The organism is Stackebrandtia soli, from assembly GCF_965137155.1.
Lineage (GTDB): Bacteria > Actinomycetota > Actinomycetes > Mycobacteriales > Micromonosporaceae > Stackebrandtia > Stackebrandtia soli.
Genome location: NZ_CBCRZX010000004.1, coordinates 18,595 through 33,868 on the forward strand (window position 1 = coordinate 18,595; position 15,274 = coordinate 33,868).

Annotated in this window: 13 protein-coding genes; 9 read left to right on the forward strand and 4 right to left on the reverse strand. The window is 68.3% G+C overall.

All coding sequences use genetic code 11. The annotated features are described in order from the left end of the window. Positions 1–57: 57 nt before the first annotated feature. Positions 58–1,578 (reverse strand): depupylase/deamidase Dop, encoded by a 1,521-nt coding sequence (gene dop / locus ACM9NP_RS03620; protein ID WP_415645122.1) that lies wholly within the window; start codon positions 1,576–1,578, stop codon positions 58–60. Between the two features lie 149 nt (positions 1,579–1,727). Between dop and galE the strand changes: the two genes are divergently transcribed. Together galE and ACM9NP_RS03630 are read left to right on the forward strand one after the other, a co-directional pair. After that, positions 1,728–2,699: a UDP-glucose 4-epimerase GalE gene (gene galE / locus ACM9NP_RS03625; RefSeq protein ID WP_415645123.1), complete on the forward strand. Its 972-nt coding sequence runs from the start codon at positions 1,728–1,730 to the stop codon at positions 2,697–2,699. A gap of 51 nt (positions 2,700–2,750) precedes the next feature. Further along, entirely contained in the window at positions 2,751–3,395 is a 645-nt protein-coding gene (locus ACM9NP_RS03630; RefSeq protein ID WP_415645124.1) for a class I SAM-dependent methyltransferase, read from the forward strand. A 153-nt stretch (positions 3,396–3,548) separates the two neighbouring features. Here the strand turns inward: ACM9NP_RS03630 and arc are convergent, their stop codons facing one another. Beyond that, positions 3,549–5,333, reverse strand: a complete 1,785-nt coding sequence (arc, locus tag ACM9NP_RS03635; protein ID WP_415645125.1) for a proteasome ATPase — start codon at positions 5,331–5,333, stop codon at positions 3,549–3,551. Between the two features lie 112 nt (positions 5,334–5,445). On the opposite strand from arc, the gene ACM9NP_RS03640 reads away from it, so the two are divergent. Beyond that, on the forward strand, positions 5,446–5,736 hold the full coding sequence (locus ACM9NP_RS03640) for a ferredoxin (RefSeq protein ID WP_415645126.1): 291 nt from the start codon (positions 5,446–5,448) through the stop codon (positions 5,734–5,736). 34 nt (positions 5,737–5,770) lie between these two features. Here the strand turns inward: ACM9NP_RS03640 and ACM9NP_RS03645 are convergent, their stop codons facing one another. Continuing rightward, positions 5,771–6,697 carry a tRNA (adenine-N1)-methyltransferase gene (locus tag ACM9NP_RS03645; RefSeq protein ID WP_415645127.1) on the reverse strand — a complete coding sequence of 309 codons (927 nt, stop codon included), beginning with the start codon at positions 6,695–6,697 and terminating at the stop codon, positions 5,771–5,773. A 2-nt stretch (positions 6,698–6,699) separates the two neighbouring features. Beyond that, positions 6,700–7,896: a M50 family metallopeptidase gene (locus ACM9NP_RS03650; protein WP_415645128.1), complete on the reverse strand. Its 1,197-nt coding sequence runs from the start codon at positions 7,894–7,896 to the stop codon at positions 6,700–6,702. A gap of 97 nt (positions 7,897–7,993) precedes the next feature. Here ACM9NP_RS03650 and ACM9NP_RS03655 point away from each other — a divergent pair, with 97 nt between their 5' ends. From ACM9NP_RS03655 to ACM9NP_RS03680, 6 genes are all read left to right on the forward strand, one after another. Then, complete coding sequence (locus tag ACM9NP_RS03655) at positions 7,994–8,857, forward strand: RecB family exonuclease (RefSeq protein ID WP_415645129.1); 864 nt, start codon at positions 7,994–7,996, stop codon at positions 8,855–8,857. 202 nt (positions 8,858–9,059) lie between these two features. Further along, the gene (locus tag ACM9NP_RS03660) at positions 9,060–10,274 is read left to right on the forward strand and encodes a cation:proton antiporter (RefSeq protein ID WP_415645130.1); all 1,215 of its coding nucleotides are present in this window, start codon (positions 9,060–9,062) and stop codon (positions 10,272–10,274) included. Between the two features lie 104 nt (positions 10,275–10,378). Then, positions 10,379–11,806, forward strand: a complete 1,428-nt coding sequence (locus tag ACM9NP_RS03665; RefSeq protein WP_415645131.1) for a pyridoxal phosphate-dependent decarboxylase family protein — start codon at positions 10,379–10,381, stop codon at positions 11,804–11,806. Positions 11,807–11,894: 88 nt separating this feature from the next. Continuing rightward, positions 11,895–13,088, forward strand: coding sequence for a GTPase family protein (locus ACM9NP_RS03670; protein WP_415645132.1), 1,194 nt, complete (start codon positions 11,895–11,897; stop codon positions 13,086–13,088). Positions 13,089–13,153: 65 nt separating this feature from the next. Beyond that, positions 13,154–14,422: a sensor histidine kinase gene (locus ACM9NP_RS03675; RefSeq protein ID WP_415645133.1), complete on the forward strand. Its 1,269-nt coding sequence runs from the start codon at positions 13,154–13,156 to the stop codon at positions 14,420–14,422. Further along, positions 14,419–15,102 carry a response regulator gene (locus ACM9NP_RS03680; protein ID WP_415645134.1) on the forward strand — a complete coding sequence of 228 codons (684 nt, stop codon included), beginning with the start codon at positions 14,419–14,421 and terminating at the stop codon, positions 15,100–15,102. Before ACM9NP_RS03675 ends, ACM9NP_RS03680 begins: the two co-directional genes overlap by 4 nt. Positions 15,103–15,274: the final 172 nt, after the last annotated feature.

Below are 15,274 nucleotides of genomic sequence, written 5' to 3' on the forward strand. Positions count from 1 at the left end.
CTGCGCGACGACGGCGACCGCCGTCCCCGATTCCGCTCACGGCTGAATCGCGCCCGATCATTCGCCTCCCGTGAGGATGTCCAGCAGGTCCTTCGCGCTCGGGCACCGGTCGAACAGCGCTCCGACGTGCTCCTTCGTGCCCTTCTCGGGTTCCATCATCGGAACGCGCACGAGGGATTCGCGGCCGACGTCGAAGATCAGCGAGTCCCAGCTGGCGGCGACGACCTCGGACGGGTACTTCGCCAGGCACCGGCCGCGGAAGTAGGCGCGCGTGTCGGTCGGCGGATTGATCATGGCCTCGGCGACCTGCTCGGGCGTGAACAGCGTCTTCATCGCGCCGCGCGCGACGAGCCGGTTGTACAGGCCCTTGCCCGGGCGCACGTCCGAGTACTGGAGGTCCACAAGCTCCAATTTGGACGAGTCCCAGTCCAGGTTCTCGCGTTCGCGATATCCGTTGAGCAGACGCAGTTTGGCGACCCAGTCCAGTTCCGTCGCGCACTCCATCGGGTCGCGGGCCAGTTTGTCGAGCGTCTCGCCCCACATGCTCAGGACCTCGACGGTCTCCGCGTCGGCGTCGTCGCCGTACCTGTCGGCGACATAGGCGGAGGCCTTGCGGTGGTACTCCTGTTGGATCTGCACGGCCGTCATCTTGCGACCGTCACGCATGCGAACGAGGTGCCGCAGCGTCGGATCGTGGCTGATCGCCTTGAGTTCGTTGACGGGTTCGGCGATCGCGAGGTCGCCGTCCAGCTCCCCCGCCTCGATCATCGACAGGATCAACGCGGCCGTTCCGAGTTTCAGGTAACTCGAGATCTCGGACAGGTTCGCGTCGCCGATGATGACGTGCAGACGGCGGTAGCGGTCGGCGTCGGCGTGCGGTTCGTCGCGGGTGTTGATGATCGGGCGCTTGAGCGTCGTCTCCAGGCCGACCTCGACCTCGAAGTAGTCGGCGCGCTGGGAGATCTGGAAGCCCGCGCGGCTGCCGTCCTGACCGATGCCGACGCGACCGGCGCCCGCGAAGACGGGCCGGGTGACGAGGAACGGCGTGAAGTGGCTGACGATGTCGGCGAACGGGGTCGCCCGTGCCATGAGGTAGTTCTCGTGCGCGCCGTAGCTGGCGCCCTTGTTGTCGGTGTTGTTCTTGTACAGGTTGATCGGAGGGCTGCCGGGAACGGTCGCGGCTCGGCGGGCCGCCTCGGCCATCACGACCTCACCGGCCTTGTCCCATAGCACCGCGTCGCGCGGGTTCGTCGTCTCGGGCGCCGAGTACTCGGGGTGCGCGTGGTCCACATAGAGCCGAGCGCCGTTGGTCAGGATGACGTTGGCCAGCCCGGTGTCCTCATCGGCCAATGCCTCGGCCGGATCGTACAGCGCGCCCGTGTACGTGAAGCCCCGTGCGTCGCGCAAGGGGGACTCCTCTTCGTAGTCCCACCGCGCCCTGCCCCCCTTGGTGAGCTCGGGACGCGCCCCGTAGGCGTTGACGATCTGCGATGAGGTCACCATCGGGTTGGCCCCGGGCTGCCCCGGAACGGAGATTCCGTACTCGACTTCGGTGCCCATGATGCGACGAACGGTCATACCTGTGAGCCTATCCGCCGTGACGCCCACGCGTGGGGCCGCCGGACCCGACGATCGTGCCGCGTTTCGAGGGCGCCGTCGCGCGGATCGGGCGTCGAACCCCGGCCAGGTATGGTTGCTGACGCCGAATCGAGGAGGGCACGGGAATCATGACGTGGTTGGTCACGGGCGGAGCGGGTTACATCGGATCACATGTGGTGCGGCGGTTGTCGGAGTCCGGGTACTCCTCGGTCGTCTTCGACGATCTGACCAGCGGCACCGAGAATCGCGTTCCCGACGGCGTGCCGCTGGTGAGCGGGAACCTCGGCGACCGGGACACGCTCACCTCGGCGATGCGAGAACACGGGGTCACGGGTGTCATCAACCTCGCAGCCCGCAAATCCGTTCCCGAGTCCGTCGAACGTCCCCTGTGGTACTACGAGCAGAACGTGGGCGGTTTCATCACGCTGCTCGAGGCGATGGAGGACGCGGGGGTGCGCCATCTGGTGCAGTCGTCCTCCGCCGCCGTGTACGGCGCGGCGTCCGGCGACGCGCTCCGAGAGGACGTGCCGGTCACCCCGATCAGCGCCTACGGCCAGACGAAGCTCATGGCCGAGCACATCCTCGCCGACGTCGCGCCCGCGCAGGATCTGTCCTACCTGGCGCTGCGGTACTTCAACCCGGTCGGAGCGGCGGCTCCGGAACTCGCCGAGGTCGGCGGCGCGAACGTCATCGCCGTCCTGTTCCGCGCGATCGACGCCGGCGAGCCGTTCACGCTCACCGGCGCCGACTTCGACACGCGTGACGGCAGTGGGCTGCGCGACTACATCCACATCCTCGACCTCGCCGAGGCGCACGTCGCCGCAGTGGCGCACGTCGAGTCCAACACCGTTCGCGACGTGCTGAACATCGGCACCGGCCGCGGCTACACCGTCATGGAGTTGCTGGAGACGGTTCGCGCCGTGACGGGACTGCCGGTGCCGCACGAGGTCGTCGGGCGACGCCCCGGCGACACCGCCGGCGCCGCCGCCAACGTCGACAAGGCCACCCGCCTGCTCGACTGGAGAGCCAGCCGAGACCTCAAGGACATGGTGGCCAGTGCCTGGAAGATGTGGCGGGCCCAGCACGACGGCACCGCCTGATCGACGGCGCCGAGCGGCCGCGCTTAACAGTACGACTGTTATGTTAGGCGAGTGGAAGACGAGACCCGCGCAACCGCACGCCAGTACGCCGCCGAGGCGTTGGAGAACGGCGACGACGTCGGCTGGTTCGAGCGGCTGTACGCCGACTCGGCGCGGGGCGCGGCCACGGTGCCGTGGACCGACGACGAACCGAACCCGTTGCTCGTCGGCCAGGTGGCCGACGGCGCCGGACGACGCGCGCTCGTCGTCGGATGCGGCTTCGGCGACGACGCGGCCCATCTCGCCGAACTCGGCTGGGCGGTGACGGCGTTCGACGTGTCACCCACGGCTGTCGAGACCGCGAAACGTCGATTCGCCGAACGCGACATCTCCTTCATCACCGCAGACCTGCTCAATGCTCCACAGTGGCAATTCGATCTGGTCGTCGAGATCTACACGGTCCAGACCCTGACCGGAGCCGCACGGAGGCAGGCGATCGACGCGATTCGAGGCTTCGTCGCACCTGGCGGAACCCTCGTGGTCATCGCCCGTGCCCGCGAGGAGGACGAACCGAGCAGCGCGATGCCGTGGCCCCTGACGCGGGCCGAAGTCGCCGCGCTCGCCCCCGACGAGTGCGACGACGGTGCCATCGAGTCGCTGTACGACGGCGAGGAGCCACCCGTGCGGCGCTGGCGGGCGACCTTCCGCCGGAGGTAGGAAGCGGCCGGTCGCTTCCGAACACGACATCTCCCCCACAACCGCGACCCGGTGCACTGGTCGCCGCTCATCGACGGCTCGCGCCTTCGAGTGGATGTGGACAGACCGAACGCCGAGCGAATCGCTCGGCGTTCGGTCGTGATCGAGTGGGATCTACAGGTACTGACCGGTGTTGGACACCGTGTCGATGGCGCGGCCCGACTCGTCGCCCTTGCCGGAGACGAGCGTACGGATGTAGACGATCCGTTCGCCCTTCTTGCCGGAGATGCGCGCCCAGTCGTCGGGGTTGGTCGTGTTCGGAAGGTCCTCGTTCTCCCGGAACTCGTCGACGCAGGCGTCCAACAGGTGGTGCAGCCGGATGCCGCGACGGCTCGAGTTCAGGAATTCCTTGATGGCCATCTTCTTGGCGCGGTCGACGATGTTCTGAATCATCGCGCCGGAGTTGAAGTCCTTGAAGTACAGGACTTCCTTGTCGCCGTCGGCGTAGGTCACCTCAAGGAAGCGGTTCTCCTCGGTCTCGGTGTACATGCGCTCCACCGCCGCCTGGATCATGGCGTCGACGCAGGCCTCACGGGAACCGCCGTGCTCGCTGACGTCGACGTCGTTGAGGGGCAGTTTCGTGGTGATGTACTTCGAGAAGATGTCGCGTGCCGACTCGGCGTCGGGGCGCTCGATCTTTATCTTGACATCGAGTCGACCGGGCCGCAGGATCGCCGGGTCGATCATGTCCTCACGGTTGGAGGCGCCGATGACGATGACGTTCTCCAGCCCCTCCACACCGTCGATCTCGGACAGCAGCTGAGGAACGATCGTGTTCTCCACATCGGAGGACACACCGGAGCCACGGGTGCGGAAGACCGAGTCCATCTCGTCGAAGAAGACGATGACGGGCTGACCTTCGCTGGCCTTTTCTCTCGCACGCTGGAAGACGAGGCGGATGTGCCGCTCCGTCTCACCGACGTACTTGTTCAGCAGTTCGGGACCCTTGATGTTGAGGAAGTAGCTCTTCCCTCGGTCGGGCCCGTCGTCACCGCGAGCCTCCGCGACCTTCTTGGCAAGGGAGTTCGCCACCGCCTTGGCGATGAGGGTCTTGCCGCAACCGGGCGGGCCGTACAGCAGGACGCCCTTCGGCGGACGCAGTTCGTACTCGGCGAAGAGCTCGGCGTGCAGGAACGGGAGCTCCACGGCGTCGCGGATCAGCTCGATCTGGCCGTCGAGGCCACCGATCGACTCGTAGTCCACATCGGGCACTTCCTCGAGAACGAGTTCCTCGACCTCGCTCTTCTGAATGCGCTCGTACGCGTAAGCCGAGCGCGGTTCGACCAGCAGCGAGTCACCGGCTCGCAACGGGGCATTGATCAGGCTGTCCGCCAGGCGAACGACTCGCTCCTCGTCGGCGTGGGATGTGACGAGCGCCCGGTCCGGGAAGCCCTCGTCGGTCTCCAGCAGCTCCTTGAGCGTGACGACGTCGCCGGTGCGCTCGAAACCGAGGCTCTCCACGACGTTGAGCGCGTCGTTGAGGAGGACCTCCTGGCCTTTGCGCAGGGTTTCCGGCTCGATGGCCGGGGACAATGACACGCGCATCTTTCGGCCACCCGTGAAGACGTCGACGCTACCGTCGTCGAGAACGTCAATGAGGACGCCGTAGCCGCTGGGAGGCTGCGCCAGGCGGTCGATCTCCTCCTTCAAGGTGACAATCTGTTCCCTGGCGTCCTTCAGCGTGGCGACGAGTCGCTCGTTCTGATCGGACATCCGCTCGATCTGGGCTTGGGTCGCGGCGAGGCGCTCCTCCATCAAGCGCACGTGCCGAGGCGTCTCGGTCAGTTTTCTCCGGGCGAGCGCAAGCTCCTCCTGTAGGTAGGCAACCTGGGTCGAGAGGTCCTTCGTTTCGCGTTCGACGTTATCGGCGCGAGTCTGGTCGTCGTCGTTACGTGGCATGCGTACCACCTCCCGGTAGAGGATCCTGCGTCAACCGTAACCGGTTGTGACTCAACAGCGTAAGCGGAGACACCGACGGTTTGCCAGAGGCGGGGCGGCATAATCTGGATTCGTGGCAAGCGACAGCGATCAACTCACCGTTCACATCGATCAGGACCTATGCACCGGCGACGGCCTGTGCGTTCAGTACGCGCCAACGGTATTCGAGTTCGACATCGACGGACTTGCCTATGTCAAGGGTGAGGACGGCGAACTGCGGACCGCCGAGGGTGCTCGGATCGACGTCCCGGCGAACCTGCGGCTCGATGTCATCGACGCGGCCAAGGACTGCCCGGGCGAGTGCATCCACGTCCGGCGTGTCGGTGACGACGCCCCGGTCGCCGGTCCCGGCGCCGACGACTGACGACCGGCGCCGGTCCGAGGAGAACGGCCGAGGATTAAGAGGTGGCCTCACCCGTGGGTTCGCCCGTGGCCTCGGCCGCCTGCGCCGCCTCGCCGGCGCGCTGTGCCTTCTTCCGTTCGGCGTACGCCTGGGCGCCCTTGCTCGGCTTCCGCTGACGGGTCGGCGCGACCGTGCCCGGCGCGAGCTTTCGCGCCGTCACGAGGAAGGCGGTGTGCGCGATCATCCGATGGTCCGGGCGGACGGCGAGCCCCTCGAGGTGCCAGTCGCGCACGAGCGTCTCGAAGGCACGGGGTTCGGTGTATCCGCCGCGCTCGCGCAAGGCCTCGACGAGGTCCGACATCTGCGTCGTGGTCGCGACGTACCCGACGAAGACGCCCCCCGGCAGCAGCGCTTTCTCCACAGTGTCCAACATGTCGTGCGGAGCGAGCATGTCGAGGATGATCCGGTCGACCCCGGTCAGTTCGCAGTCGGCGAAATCGCCGGTCGTCAGCGTCCAGTTCTTGACGGGTCCACCGAAGAACGCCTCGACGTTGGCTCGGGCGACCTCGGCGAAGTCGGGGCGCAATTCGAACGAGTGCACATGGCCGCTCTCCCCCACTGCGCGCAGCAGGGAACACGTCAGCGCGCCCGAACCGGCGCCCGCTTCGACGATCGTGGCGCCGGGGAAGACGTCGCCCATCGCGACGATCTGCGCCGAGTCCTTCGGGTAGATGACCTGCGCGCCCCGCGGCATCGACAGCACGAAGTCGGACAGCAGCGGTCGCAGGGCGAGGTACTGCGTGTTCGACGTCGACGTCACGACGCTGCCCTCGGGAAGTCCGATGAGCGAGTCGTGGGGAATGCCGCCGCGGTGAGTGTGGAACGTCTTCCCGGGTTCGAGGACGATCGTGTGCATCCGGCCCTTCGGGTCGGTCAGCTGAACCCGGTCGCCTATCTCGAATGGACCGCTGCGGGCTGCCATGATCAGTCGGTGTCCTTCTGGTCGTCGGTGGGGGCCCCGTCCGCCGGGCGCGCACGACGAGGTGCGGGGGCGGGAAGCCGGGGATCGAGCGCGTCGGCGACGTCTGCCATGCGTACGACGCCGCGCACGGACGGACCAGACAATACAGCGTACTCAGTGGACGGATGTTCGCGCATCGCGGCGATGACGTCCTCGCCTCGCAGCCCCAGCGGCCAGCTATTGCGTTCGTCGATCGCCCGGGAGACGTCCGCCACCGGAATCCACGGCCGTCGTCCCGCCGGGACGGCCTCGGCCGCCTCCGAGTGGAGCAGCGACACCGGATTACCCGAAGCGTCGACGACGACCACTCCCCCGGCGTCGTCCTCCTTCATGCGACGCAGCGCCTCGGCCAGCGGGGTGTCGCCGGGAACCTCGACGACGGGACGCATGAGCGAGGCCGTGTCGAGCAGATGGAACCGGGAACCGAGCTGTCCGAGCTGGATCGATCGGGTCGCCCCGACCCACAGCACCCCGGCGATCAGCACGGTGAATATGACGCCGATCAGGCTCAGCCAACCCAGGTAGAACAAGGTGACGCCGAGCAGGCCCGTCGCGGCGGCGACGACTCGACCGGTCCACCCCGCAATACGCGACGCGGCGTGGCGGTCTCCGGTGACGGCCCAGACCCCCGCCCGCAGCGCGCGGCCACCGTCCAGCGGCAACCCTGGCAGGGCGTTGTAGATCGCCACGAGGACGTTGCAGACCGCGATCTGGAAGGCGAACTGGCCGGGAAGCGTGCCGGGCTCGGTGAGGGCCAGCGCCCCGATGCCGATCACGCCGAGCACGGCGGAGACGGCGGGACCGGCGAGCGCGATGAGCGCCTCGACCTTGGGGCGATCCGCCTCGGTGCTCATCTCCGTGTGGCCGCCGAGCATCTCCAATGTGATCCGACGCACCGGGATTCCATAATGGAGACTAACGAGGGCGTGGCCCAGTTCGTGCAGGAACACCGATCCGCACAGCGTCACGACGAAGCCGAAGCTGACGAGGTAGACGATGGCGTCGGAGTATCCCGGCAGGAGCGCGCGGACGACGTCGGAATAGACGACGGTGATGAGGACGGCGAGGATCAACCAGCTGGGACTGATCATGACGGGGATACCGCGCACCCGTCCGATGCGGAACCCGGATCGTGTCACCGTTGACGCATTGTCGTCCATCACTGCGATGGTACGTGCGAGGTCCGTCGGCGACCCCGCAGCGCTCCCGGTCTCGCGCGTGGCGCGGCTTGTCGGAGCCGTGGAATATGGTGTCGCCATGCCGACGCCGACCACCGCCACGTCCGCCTCCGCGCCCGACGCCGCGCCGACGGCGACCCCGCCGTCCGCGTTGTCGCCCTCGCGAGCGTCCGATTTCAAGACGTGCCCACTGCTGTACCGGCTGCGGGCGATCGACCGGATCCCCGAGCCCACGACACCCGCGCAGGTGAAGGGCACCCTGGTCCACTCGGTGCTGGAGCGGCTCTACGACCTGGAGGCCTACGACCGGACGACGACGGCCGCGGTCGCGCTCCTGGAGCCGGAGTGGTCTCGGTTGAAGACCGACGAGCATGGCCTGACGGACCTGTTCGACGACCCGGCCGCGGAGACGGCGTGGCTGTCGGAGGCTCGCCGACTCGTCGAGGCGTACTTCGATGTGGAGGATCCGACTCGGCTCGCCCCGGCCGACCGCGAACGCCTCGTCGAGGTGACCGTCGCCGACGACGTACCGTTGCGCGGGTTCATCGACCGGGTCGACGTCGCTCCGACCGGTCAGGTTCGCGTCGTCGACTATAAGACGGGCAAGGCGCCGGGCCCGGCGTTCCAGGCACAGGCGCTGTTCCAGCTGAAGTTCTACGCGCTCGTGCTGTGGCGCCTCAACGGCGTCGTTCCGGCGATGCTTCGCCTGCTGTATCTGAAGGACCGCCAGGTCATCGACTACGCGCCGACCGAGGACGAACTGCGCGGTGTCGAGCGGACGGTCGTCGCCCTGTGGCGGGCCATCACGACCGCCGCCGCGGCCGGGGACTTCCCGCCCCGCAAGAACCCCCTGTGCAACTGGTGCGCGCACCAGACCCGCTGCCCCGAATTCGGCGGCACGCCGCCGCCGTACCCGCTGCCCACGGCCGTGCCCGGGGCGTGAGGAAGCCCGTTCCTCGGAATCGCACGATCTCGCACTCCCGTCGGCGTGGCGGTCGCCTTTTACCGGGTCGATCCCTCAGTCTCTGTGGACGGGGGGCGGTCACGGGTGACTTCTGCGCGCGCCGGGGCGGTGTCACCGGTCCCTCCAGCGACGTCGTGCACTCTCGACGGTTCCGTTCGGACAACGCACGTGGGGGGACGGCATGGGGCACGCGGACACCTTGCTCGCCATGGGCGGAGCCTTCGTGGCGGCGGCGTTCCTCGCGCGCATCGGTCGACGAATCGGGCTACCGACGATCCCACTGTTCATCCTCGCGGGCATCCTGCTCGGGCCGCACACTCCGGGCATCGTCCTCGTCGCCGACCCGCACGACTTCGAGATGCTGTCGGCGCTCGGCTTGGTCCTCCTGTTGTTCTATCTGGGCCTCGAATTCCACCTGGACGATCTGCGCGCGGGCGGCAGCCGCATGGTCGCCGCCGGAGGCATCTATCTCGGGCTGAACGTCGGCGCGGGGCTGGCGTTCGGCTTCGCGCTCGGCTGGGGAACCCGCGAGGCGTTGGTGCTGGCCGGGGTCGTGGGCATCTCGTCGTCGGCCATCGTGACGAAACTGCTCGTCGACCTGGGTCGCATCGGCAGACCGGAGACGCGGCTGATCCTCGGCGTGATCGTGGTGGAGGACATCTTCCTCGCGCTGTACCTCGCGGCGATCCAACCGATCCTCGGCGGCGCCGATGACATCATGGAGGCGACGCTTCAGGTCGCGAAGGCGTTCGGGTTCCTCCTCGCCCTGGCGCTCATCGCGCGATTCGGCACTCGGGTCATCGGCAAGTTGATCAAAGTGGACGACGACGAACTCCTCGTCATCAGCTTCCTCGGCGCGGCCGTGCTGATCGCCGGGGTCTCGGAGGAGCTCGGCGTCGCCGACGCGATCGGAGCGTTCATGGTCGGGCTGATCCTCGGCGGCACGAGCTCCGGCGACCGTATCCGGGAGCTCGTCCATCCGCTTCGCGACGCGTTCGGCGCGATCTTCTTCTTCGTGTTCGGGCTGTCCATCGACCCCGGCGATCTGCTCGCCGCCGCCGCTCCCGTCCTGATCGCCGTGGCCATCACGATGGCGATGAACATCGCGGCCGGAGTGCTGTCGGCACGGCTGCACCACATGGGCCCCGAGCCGGGCATGGCGATCGCGACGACCCTCCTCGCGCGCGGTGAGTTCGCGCTGATCCTCGGGACGATGGCCGCGACGGCGGGACTCAACCCGAAACTCGCCCCGTTCATCGCCGGCTACGTGCTGGTGCTCGCGGTGATCGGCCCGCTGGGCGCGGGCGTGTCGGATCGCCTGGGTCGGATCCCACCGATCCCGCAACTGACCGGGGCACGGCGCCACCCCGAGACCGCCGACAGTTCGACCGACTGAACGGGGCGGAGCGTGGGCCACGACGACGGTCGTACGGGCGTCCCGGCGTAGCGTGACAGACGAGCCCACCACGCACCTCGACGGCGGCGACGAAACGGAGCACCATGGACGACACACCCGAGACCCTCGCCGACCTCGATGCAGCACAGTGGAGCAAGATCTCCGAGCGAGTCACGGACTACGCCACCCGGGTGCTGACCGGTCTGCCTGAACGGCCGACACTGCCGACCATCGCGAGCGCGGCGCCGGAACCCTTGCCGCGCAGCGGGATCGGCGCGATCGAGGGGCTCGCTCGCTTCGACGCCCGCTACGCCTCGGCGATGACCGGCAGCGCCGGGCCCCGGTATCTCGGTTTCGTCACCGGCGGCACCACCCCGGCCGCGCTCGTCGGTGACTGGTTGACGGGCGTCTTCGACCAGAACGCGGGACCGGGCGGAGCTGGGACGGCCGCCGCGGCCGTGGAGCGCGAGGCCGTCGCGTGGTTGCGACAGCTGCTCGACCTCGGCGACGACCACTCGGGCGCCTTCGTGTCGGGAGCGACGATGTCGAACCTGGTCGGACTCGCGATCGGGCGGGAGTGGCTGGCCGATCGAGTCGGAGTGACGCTGTCGGACGACGGGGCGCACGCGCTCGGGCCCGTCCGAGTCCTCTCCGGAAGTCCACATTCCAGCATCCATAAGGCACTGTCAATATTGGGCATGGGCCGATCGGCGCTGCGGCATGTCGCGACACTGCCTCGGCGGGAGGCCGTCGACGTCGACGCGCTCGCCATCGCGCTGCGCGAGACGGCCGGGGGCACCACCCCGCCGATCGTCGTCGCCAACGCCGGAACCGTCAACACCGGCGACAGCGACGACCTGGCGGCGATCGCGGCCCTGAAACGCGACCACGACTTCTGGCTGCACGTCGACGGGGCCTTCGGCGCGTTCGCGGCCCTGGCTCCCGACACCGCGAAACTGGTCACCGGCCTCGACGCCGCCGACTCGGTCTGCGTCGACCTCCACAAGTGGCTCAACGTCCCATACGACTCGGCCATCCAGTTCACCCGTCGTCCCGACCTGCAGCGGCGGGTCTTCCGCAACGACGCCGCGTATCTGCGCGACGCCGGAGGGGAACCGGACTTCGCGCACCTTACGCCCGAGACCTCGCGTCGGCTCCGCGCCCTCGCCGCGTGGTTCACGCTCACCGCCTACGGCGCCGACGGGCACCGGGTCGTCGTCGAGCGAGGCCTGGCGGGCGCCCGGGAACTGCACGCCCGGCTGGTCGCGGACCGGCGCGTGCGGACGCTCGCGCCCCCACGTCTCAACATCGTCTGCTTCACCCTCGCCGACGACCCGACCTCGGCCAGGTTGACCGCGTGGATCGACGCGGTCAACGAGGGTGGAACGACGTTCGTGACCCCGACGGAGCTTCACGGCGTACCGGCGGCGCGTGCCGCGTTCAGCAATTGGCGGACGACCGTCGACGACGCGTCCCGCGCGGGCGAGGCGATCCTCGCGGCGCTCGACACCATCGCCCCGAACGACGCCTGACACGGTCCGTCGTCCAGAGCAGGAAGGGAAACCGGCCGCCGGGCGTTACCCATGTGGCAGGGTTACCTCGACCAGCGAAAGGCCGGGCATGACGAAGGATTCACCGTCGATGGACTTCGACGGCGTCAAACAGCACTTCGACGAGGAGCTGGCGCGTGCCCGCCGCGAGCTCGGCACGGTCAACATCGCCGTGTTCGGCAACACGGGCGTCGGCAAGAGCACCCTCCTCAACGCGGTGTTCGGGGTCGAACTCGCGGCGACGGGCACGGGCGACTCCGTCACGGACCACATCCAGTACCACGGCCGGGAGGGTGAACCCCTCGGCATCTTCGACACCCCGGGTTTCGAGATCGGCGGCGCGGAACGCACGCTGCTGCGCGAGATCACCCAGATGTTCGCCGACAATCGGAAGCGTCCGATCGCCGAGCGCATCCACGTGGTCTGGTTCGTCGAGAACGCCCAAGGGCACCGTTTCGTCGACTCGTCCGCCGCGATCGTCTCGCACCTGGCGTCGTTCGGCGTGCCGGTGATGCTGATACTCACCCGTGTTCGGAAGACGCCCGCCGGAACGTTGACGCGCGCGACGACCGAACTCGTCGACAGCATCCGCGCGCGCGGACTGCCGACGACGCCCTCGGGTGAGGTGTTCACCGTCAACGCGCTCGCCGACGAGGAGCTCGGCGATCCCGCGCACGGTCTGACGGAGCTCTTGGACGCGACGTTCCGGGCCGTGCCAACCGAGGTGCACGACGCGTTGACGGCGGCGCAACGGCTCGACTTGGAGCGTAAAAGACGCGCCGCCCGCGCCATCGTCAACCGATTCGCCCTCACCTCGGCCGCGGCCGGGGCCACGCCGATTCCGTTCGCGGATCTGGCGCTCGTCACCGCGGCCGTGACGCGAATGTTCGCGCAGATCAGCGCCGCGTACGGTGTTCCGATCCAGAAGCGACAGCTCGCGAAACTCGCGGCGGCTGTGCTCGTGACCGGTGGAGCGGCGGGCGCGACCTCGGCCGCGGTCGTGAAGATGTCCGCGAAACAGATCGCCAAACTGACGGCCGGGAAGGCGCTCATGGCGAGCGGTCGGCTCGTCCCCGTGATGAACGTCGTCATCGCCGCAGCGGCGGGAGCCTCGGCCGCGGTGGTGGCGAAGTCCGCAGGTCACGCCTGGGCTCGCGTGTGCGAGCACATGTTGACGCATCCGCGATCCGTCGAGGGCGACGGCATCGATCCCGCCGCGATCGAGGTGTTCGCCGAGGACTTCGGGCGCCGTTCTCGGACTTGAGAAGGAGACGAAGATCCGCCGCACCGGTGAGGTTCTCGCCCCGTCCGGGTTATACGGTTCCGGGCGTGACGACAGAGGAATCGACGACGCCCGTGGCGGCCGGTCCCGCGCATCGCGTGTGGGCGTGGTTCCGCGGGCACCCGATCGTCGGGGACACGCTGTTGGCGGTGGCCTTCGCCCTGGGCAGCTGGTTGACCATCGTCGTCTCGGGGGACATCGAGGGCGTGCCGGAACCGTCGTTGACGACGGCGCTGTGGGTGTCGGCCGGGGCGATTCCGATCGTGATCCGCCGAGTCCACCTCTGGTTCGCGGTGGTCCTCACCGCCGCCCTCCAAGTGGCAGGCACATTGGACAATGCCGCGTGGGTGTCGCTGAACTACTCGATCTTCGTGCTCGCCTATACGGTCGCGGCCTATCTGTCGATCCGCCAGGCCCTCGCCGGATCAGCTGTGATCTGGGGAACCTTGACGGTGCTGATCGTGACGGTGATTCCGGAGCAGCAGCTCGGCATGTCCGCGACGTCGGCGCTGATCTTCAACTACATCTCCGCGTCGATCCTCTTCGGCATCGGCCGAGCGGTATACAACAGGCGACGCACACTCGTCGAGCTCCAGGATCGCGCGCACCTCGCCGAGGAGAACCAGGCGGCGATGGCCGCGCAGGCGGTCGCCGACGAGCGCCGCCGCATCGCCCGCGAGCTGCACGACGTCGTGGCGCACCACGTCGCCGTGATGGGCGTACTCGCGACGGGCGCGCGGCGCGTGCTCGCGAAGGACCCGGCGAAGGCCGACGAGACCCTTCAGACGATCGAGCAGACCGGCCGGGCGACGCTGCGGGAGATGCGTCGCCTGCTGGACGTGTTGCGCACCAGCGAGGAGGAGCCGGAGGACGAGCTGACGCCGCAGCCTGGCCTCGACGCGGTCCACTCGCTCGTCGCCCAGATCCGCGACACGGGCCTGCCCGTGAGCCTGATCGTCGACGGAATGCCGTACCCGCTGGATCCCGGCATCGCGTTGACGGTGTACCGCATCATCCAAGAGGGACTGACGAACACCCTCAAGCACGCCGGGCAAGCCCGAGCGACTGTCCACATCAGATACGAATCGGATCGGATCGAGCTCGACGTCGGCGACAACGGCGGCGGCCCGCGCGTGGACGGCGGCGGAACGGGACGGGTCGGTCACGGACTGGTCGGCATGCGCGAGCGTGTCGCCCTGTACGGTGGCACCCTACGAACGGGACCACGCCCCGGCGGTGGATTCCGTGTCCACACGGTGATTCCGATCGAGGCGTCCACCCAGCTGCTCGGCAATCAACAAGGAGACATCACGTGAGCGTCGAGGACACCCCCCGCCCCATCCGGGTGTTGCTCGTCGACGATCAGCCCCTTCTCCGGACGGGGTTTCGGATGGTCCTCGGTTCCGAAGAGGACATCGACATCGTCGCCGAGGCGGGGGACGGCAAGGAGGCCATCGAGCTCGCGCGAAAGCTCCTTCCCGACGTGGTGCTCATGGACATTCGAATGCCCCGGATGGACGGCGTGGCCGCCACGAAGGAGATCGTCGCCGCGAAGCTGCCGGTGCGAGTCCTGATCCTCACGACCTTCGACCTCGACGAGTACGTCGTGGGAGCGCTGCGCGCCGGGGCGGCCGGCTTCCTCGCCAAGGACGTCCCCGCCGACGACCTGGTGGCGGCGATCCGTTCCGTCGCCGGAGGCGAGGCGATCGTCGCCCCGCGCATCCTGCGGCGGCTCCTGGAGAAGTTCGTGGACCGGCTGCCCGACCCGGACGGCGCCGTGCCGCCGAGCCTGGACGTCCTCACCGAGCGGGAACGTCAAGTCCTCGTCCTCGTCGCCGCGGGCATGTCCAACGCCGAGATCGCCCGCGAGCTGACCGTCAGCGAGACCACCGTCAAGACCCACGTCGGCCACGTGCTGACGAAGTTGGGCCTGCGCGATCGGGTCCAGGCCGTCGTCCTGGCCTACGAGACCGGGCTCGTCAAGCCCAAGCGATGACCCATGGTCTCCTCCTCAAGTAGGAGACCCGACCTCCCCAGCCCTCCTTGAGGACCGGTCCGTACCCGGTCGCACGTCGGGCCGGGACCTCCTCCGAAGCGGACGCCGAAATCATGCGCGTGTACGACGGTTTCGTCTCGACCAGCACATAGCGTTGAGCGCGCAAGTCCAT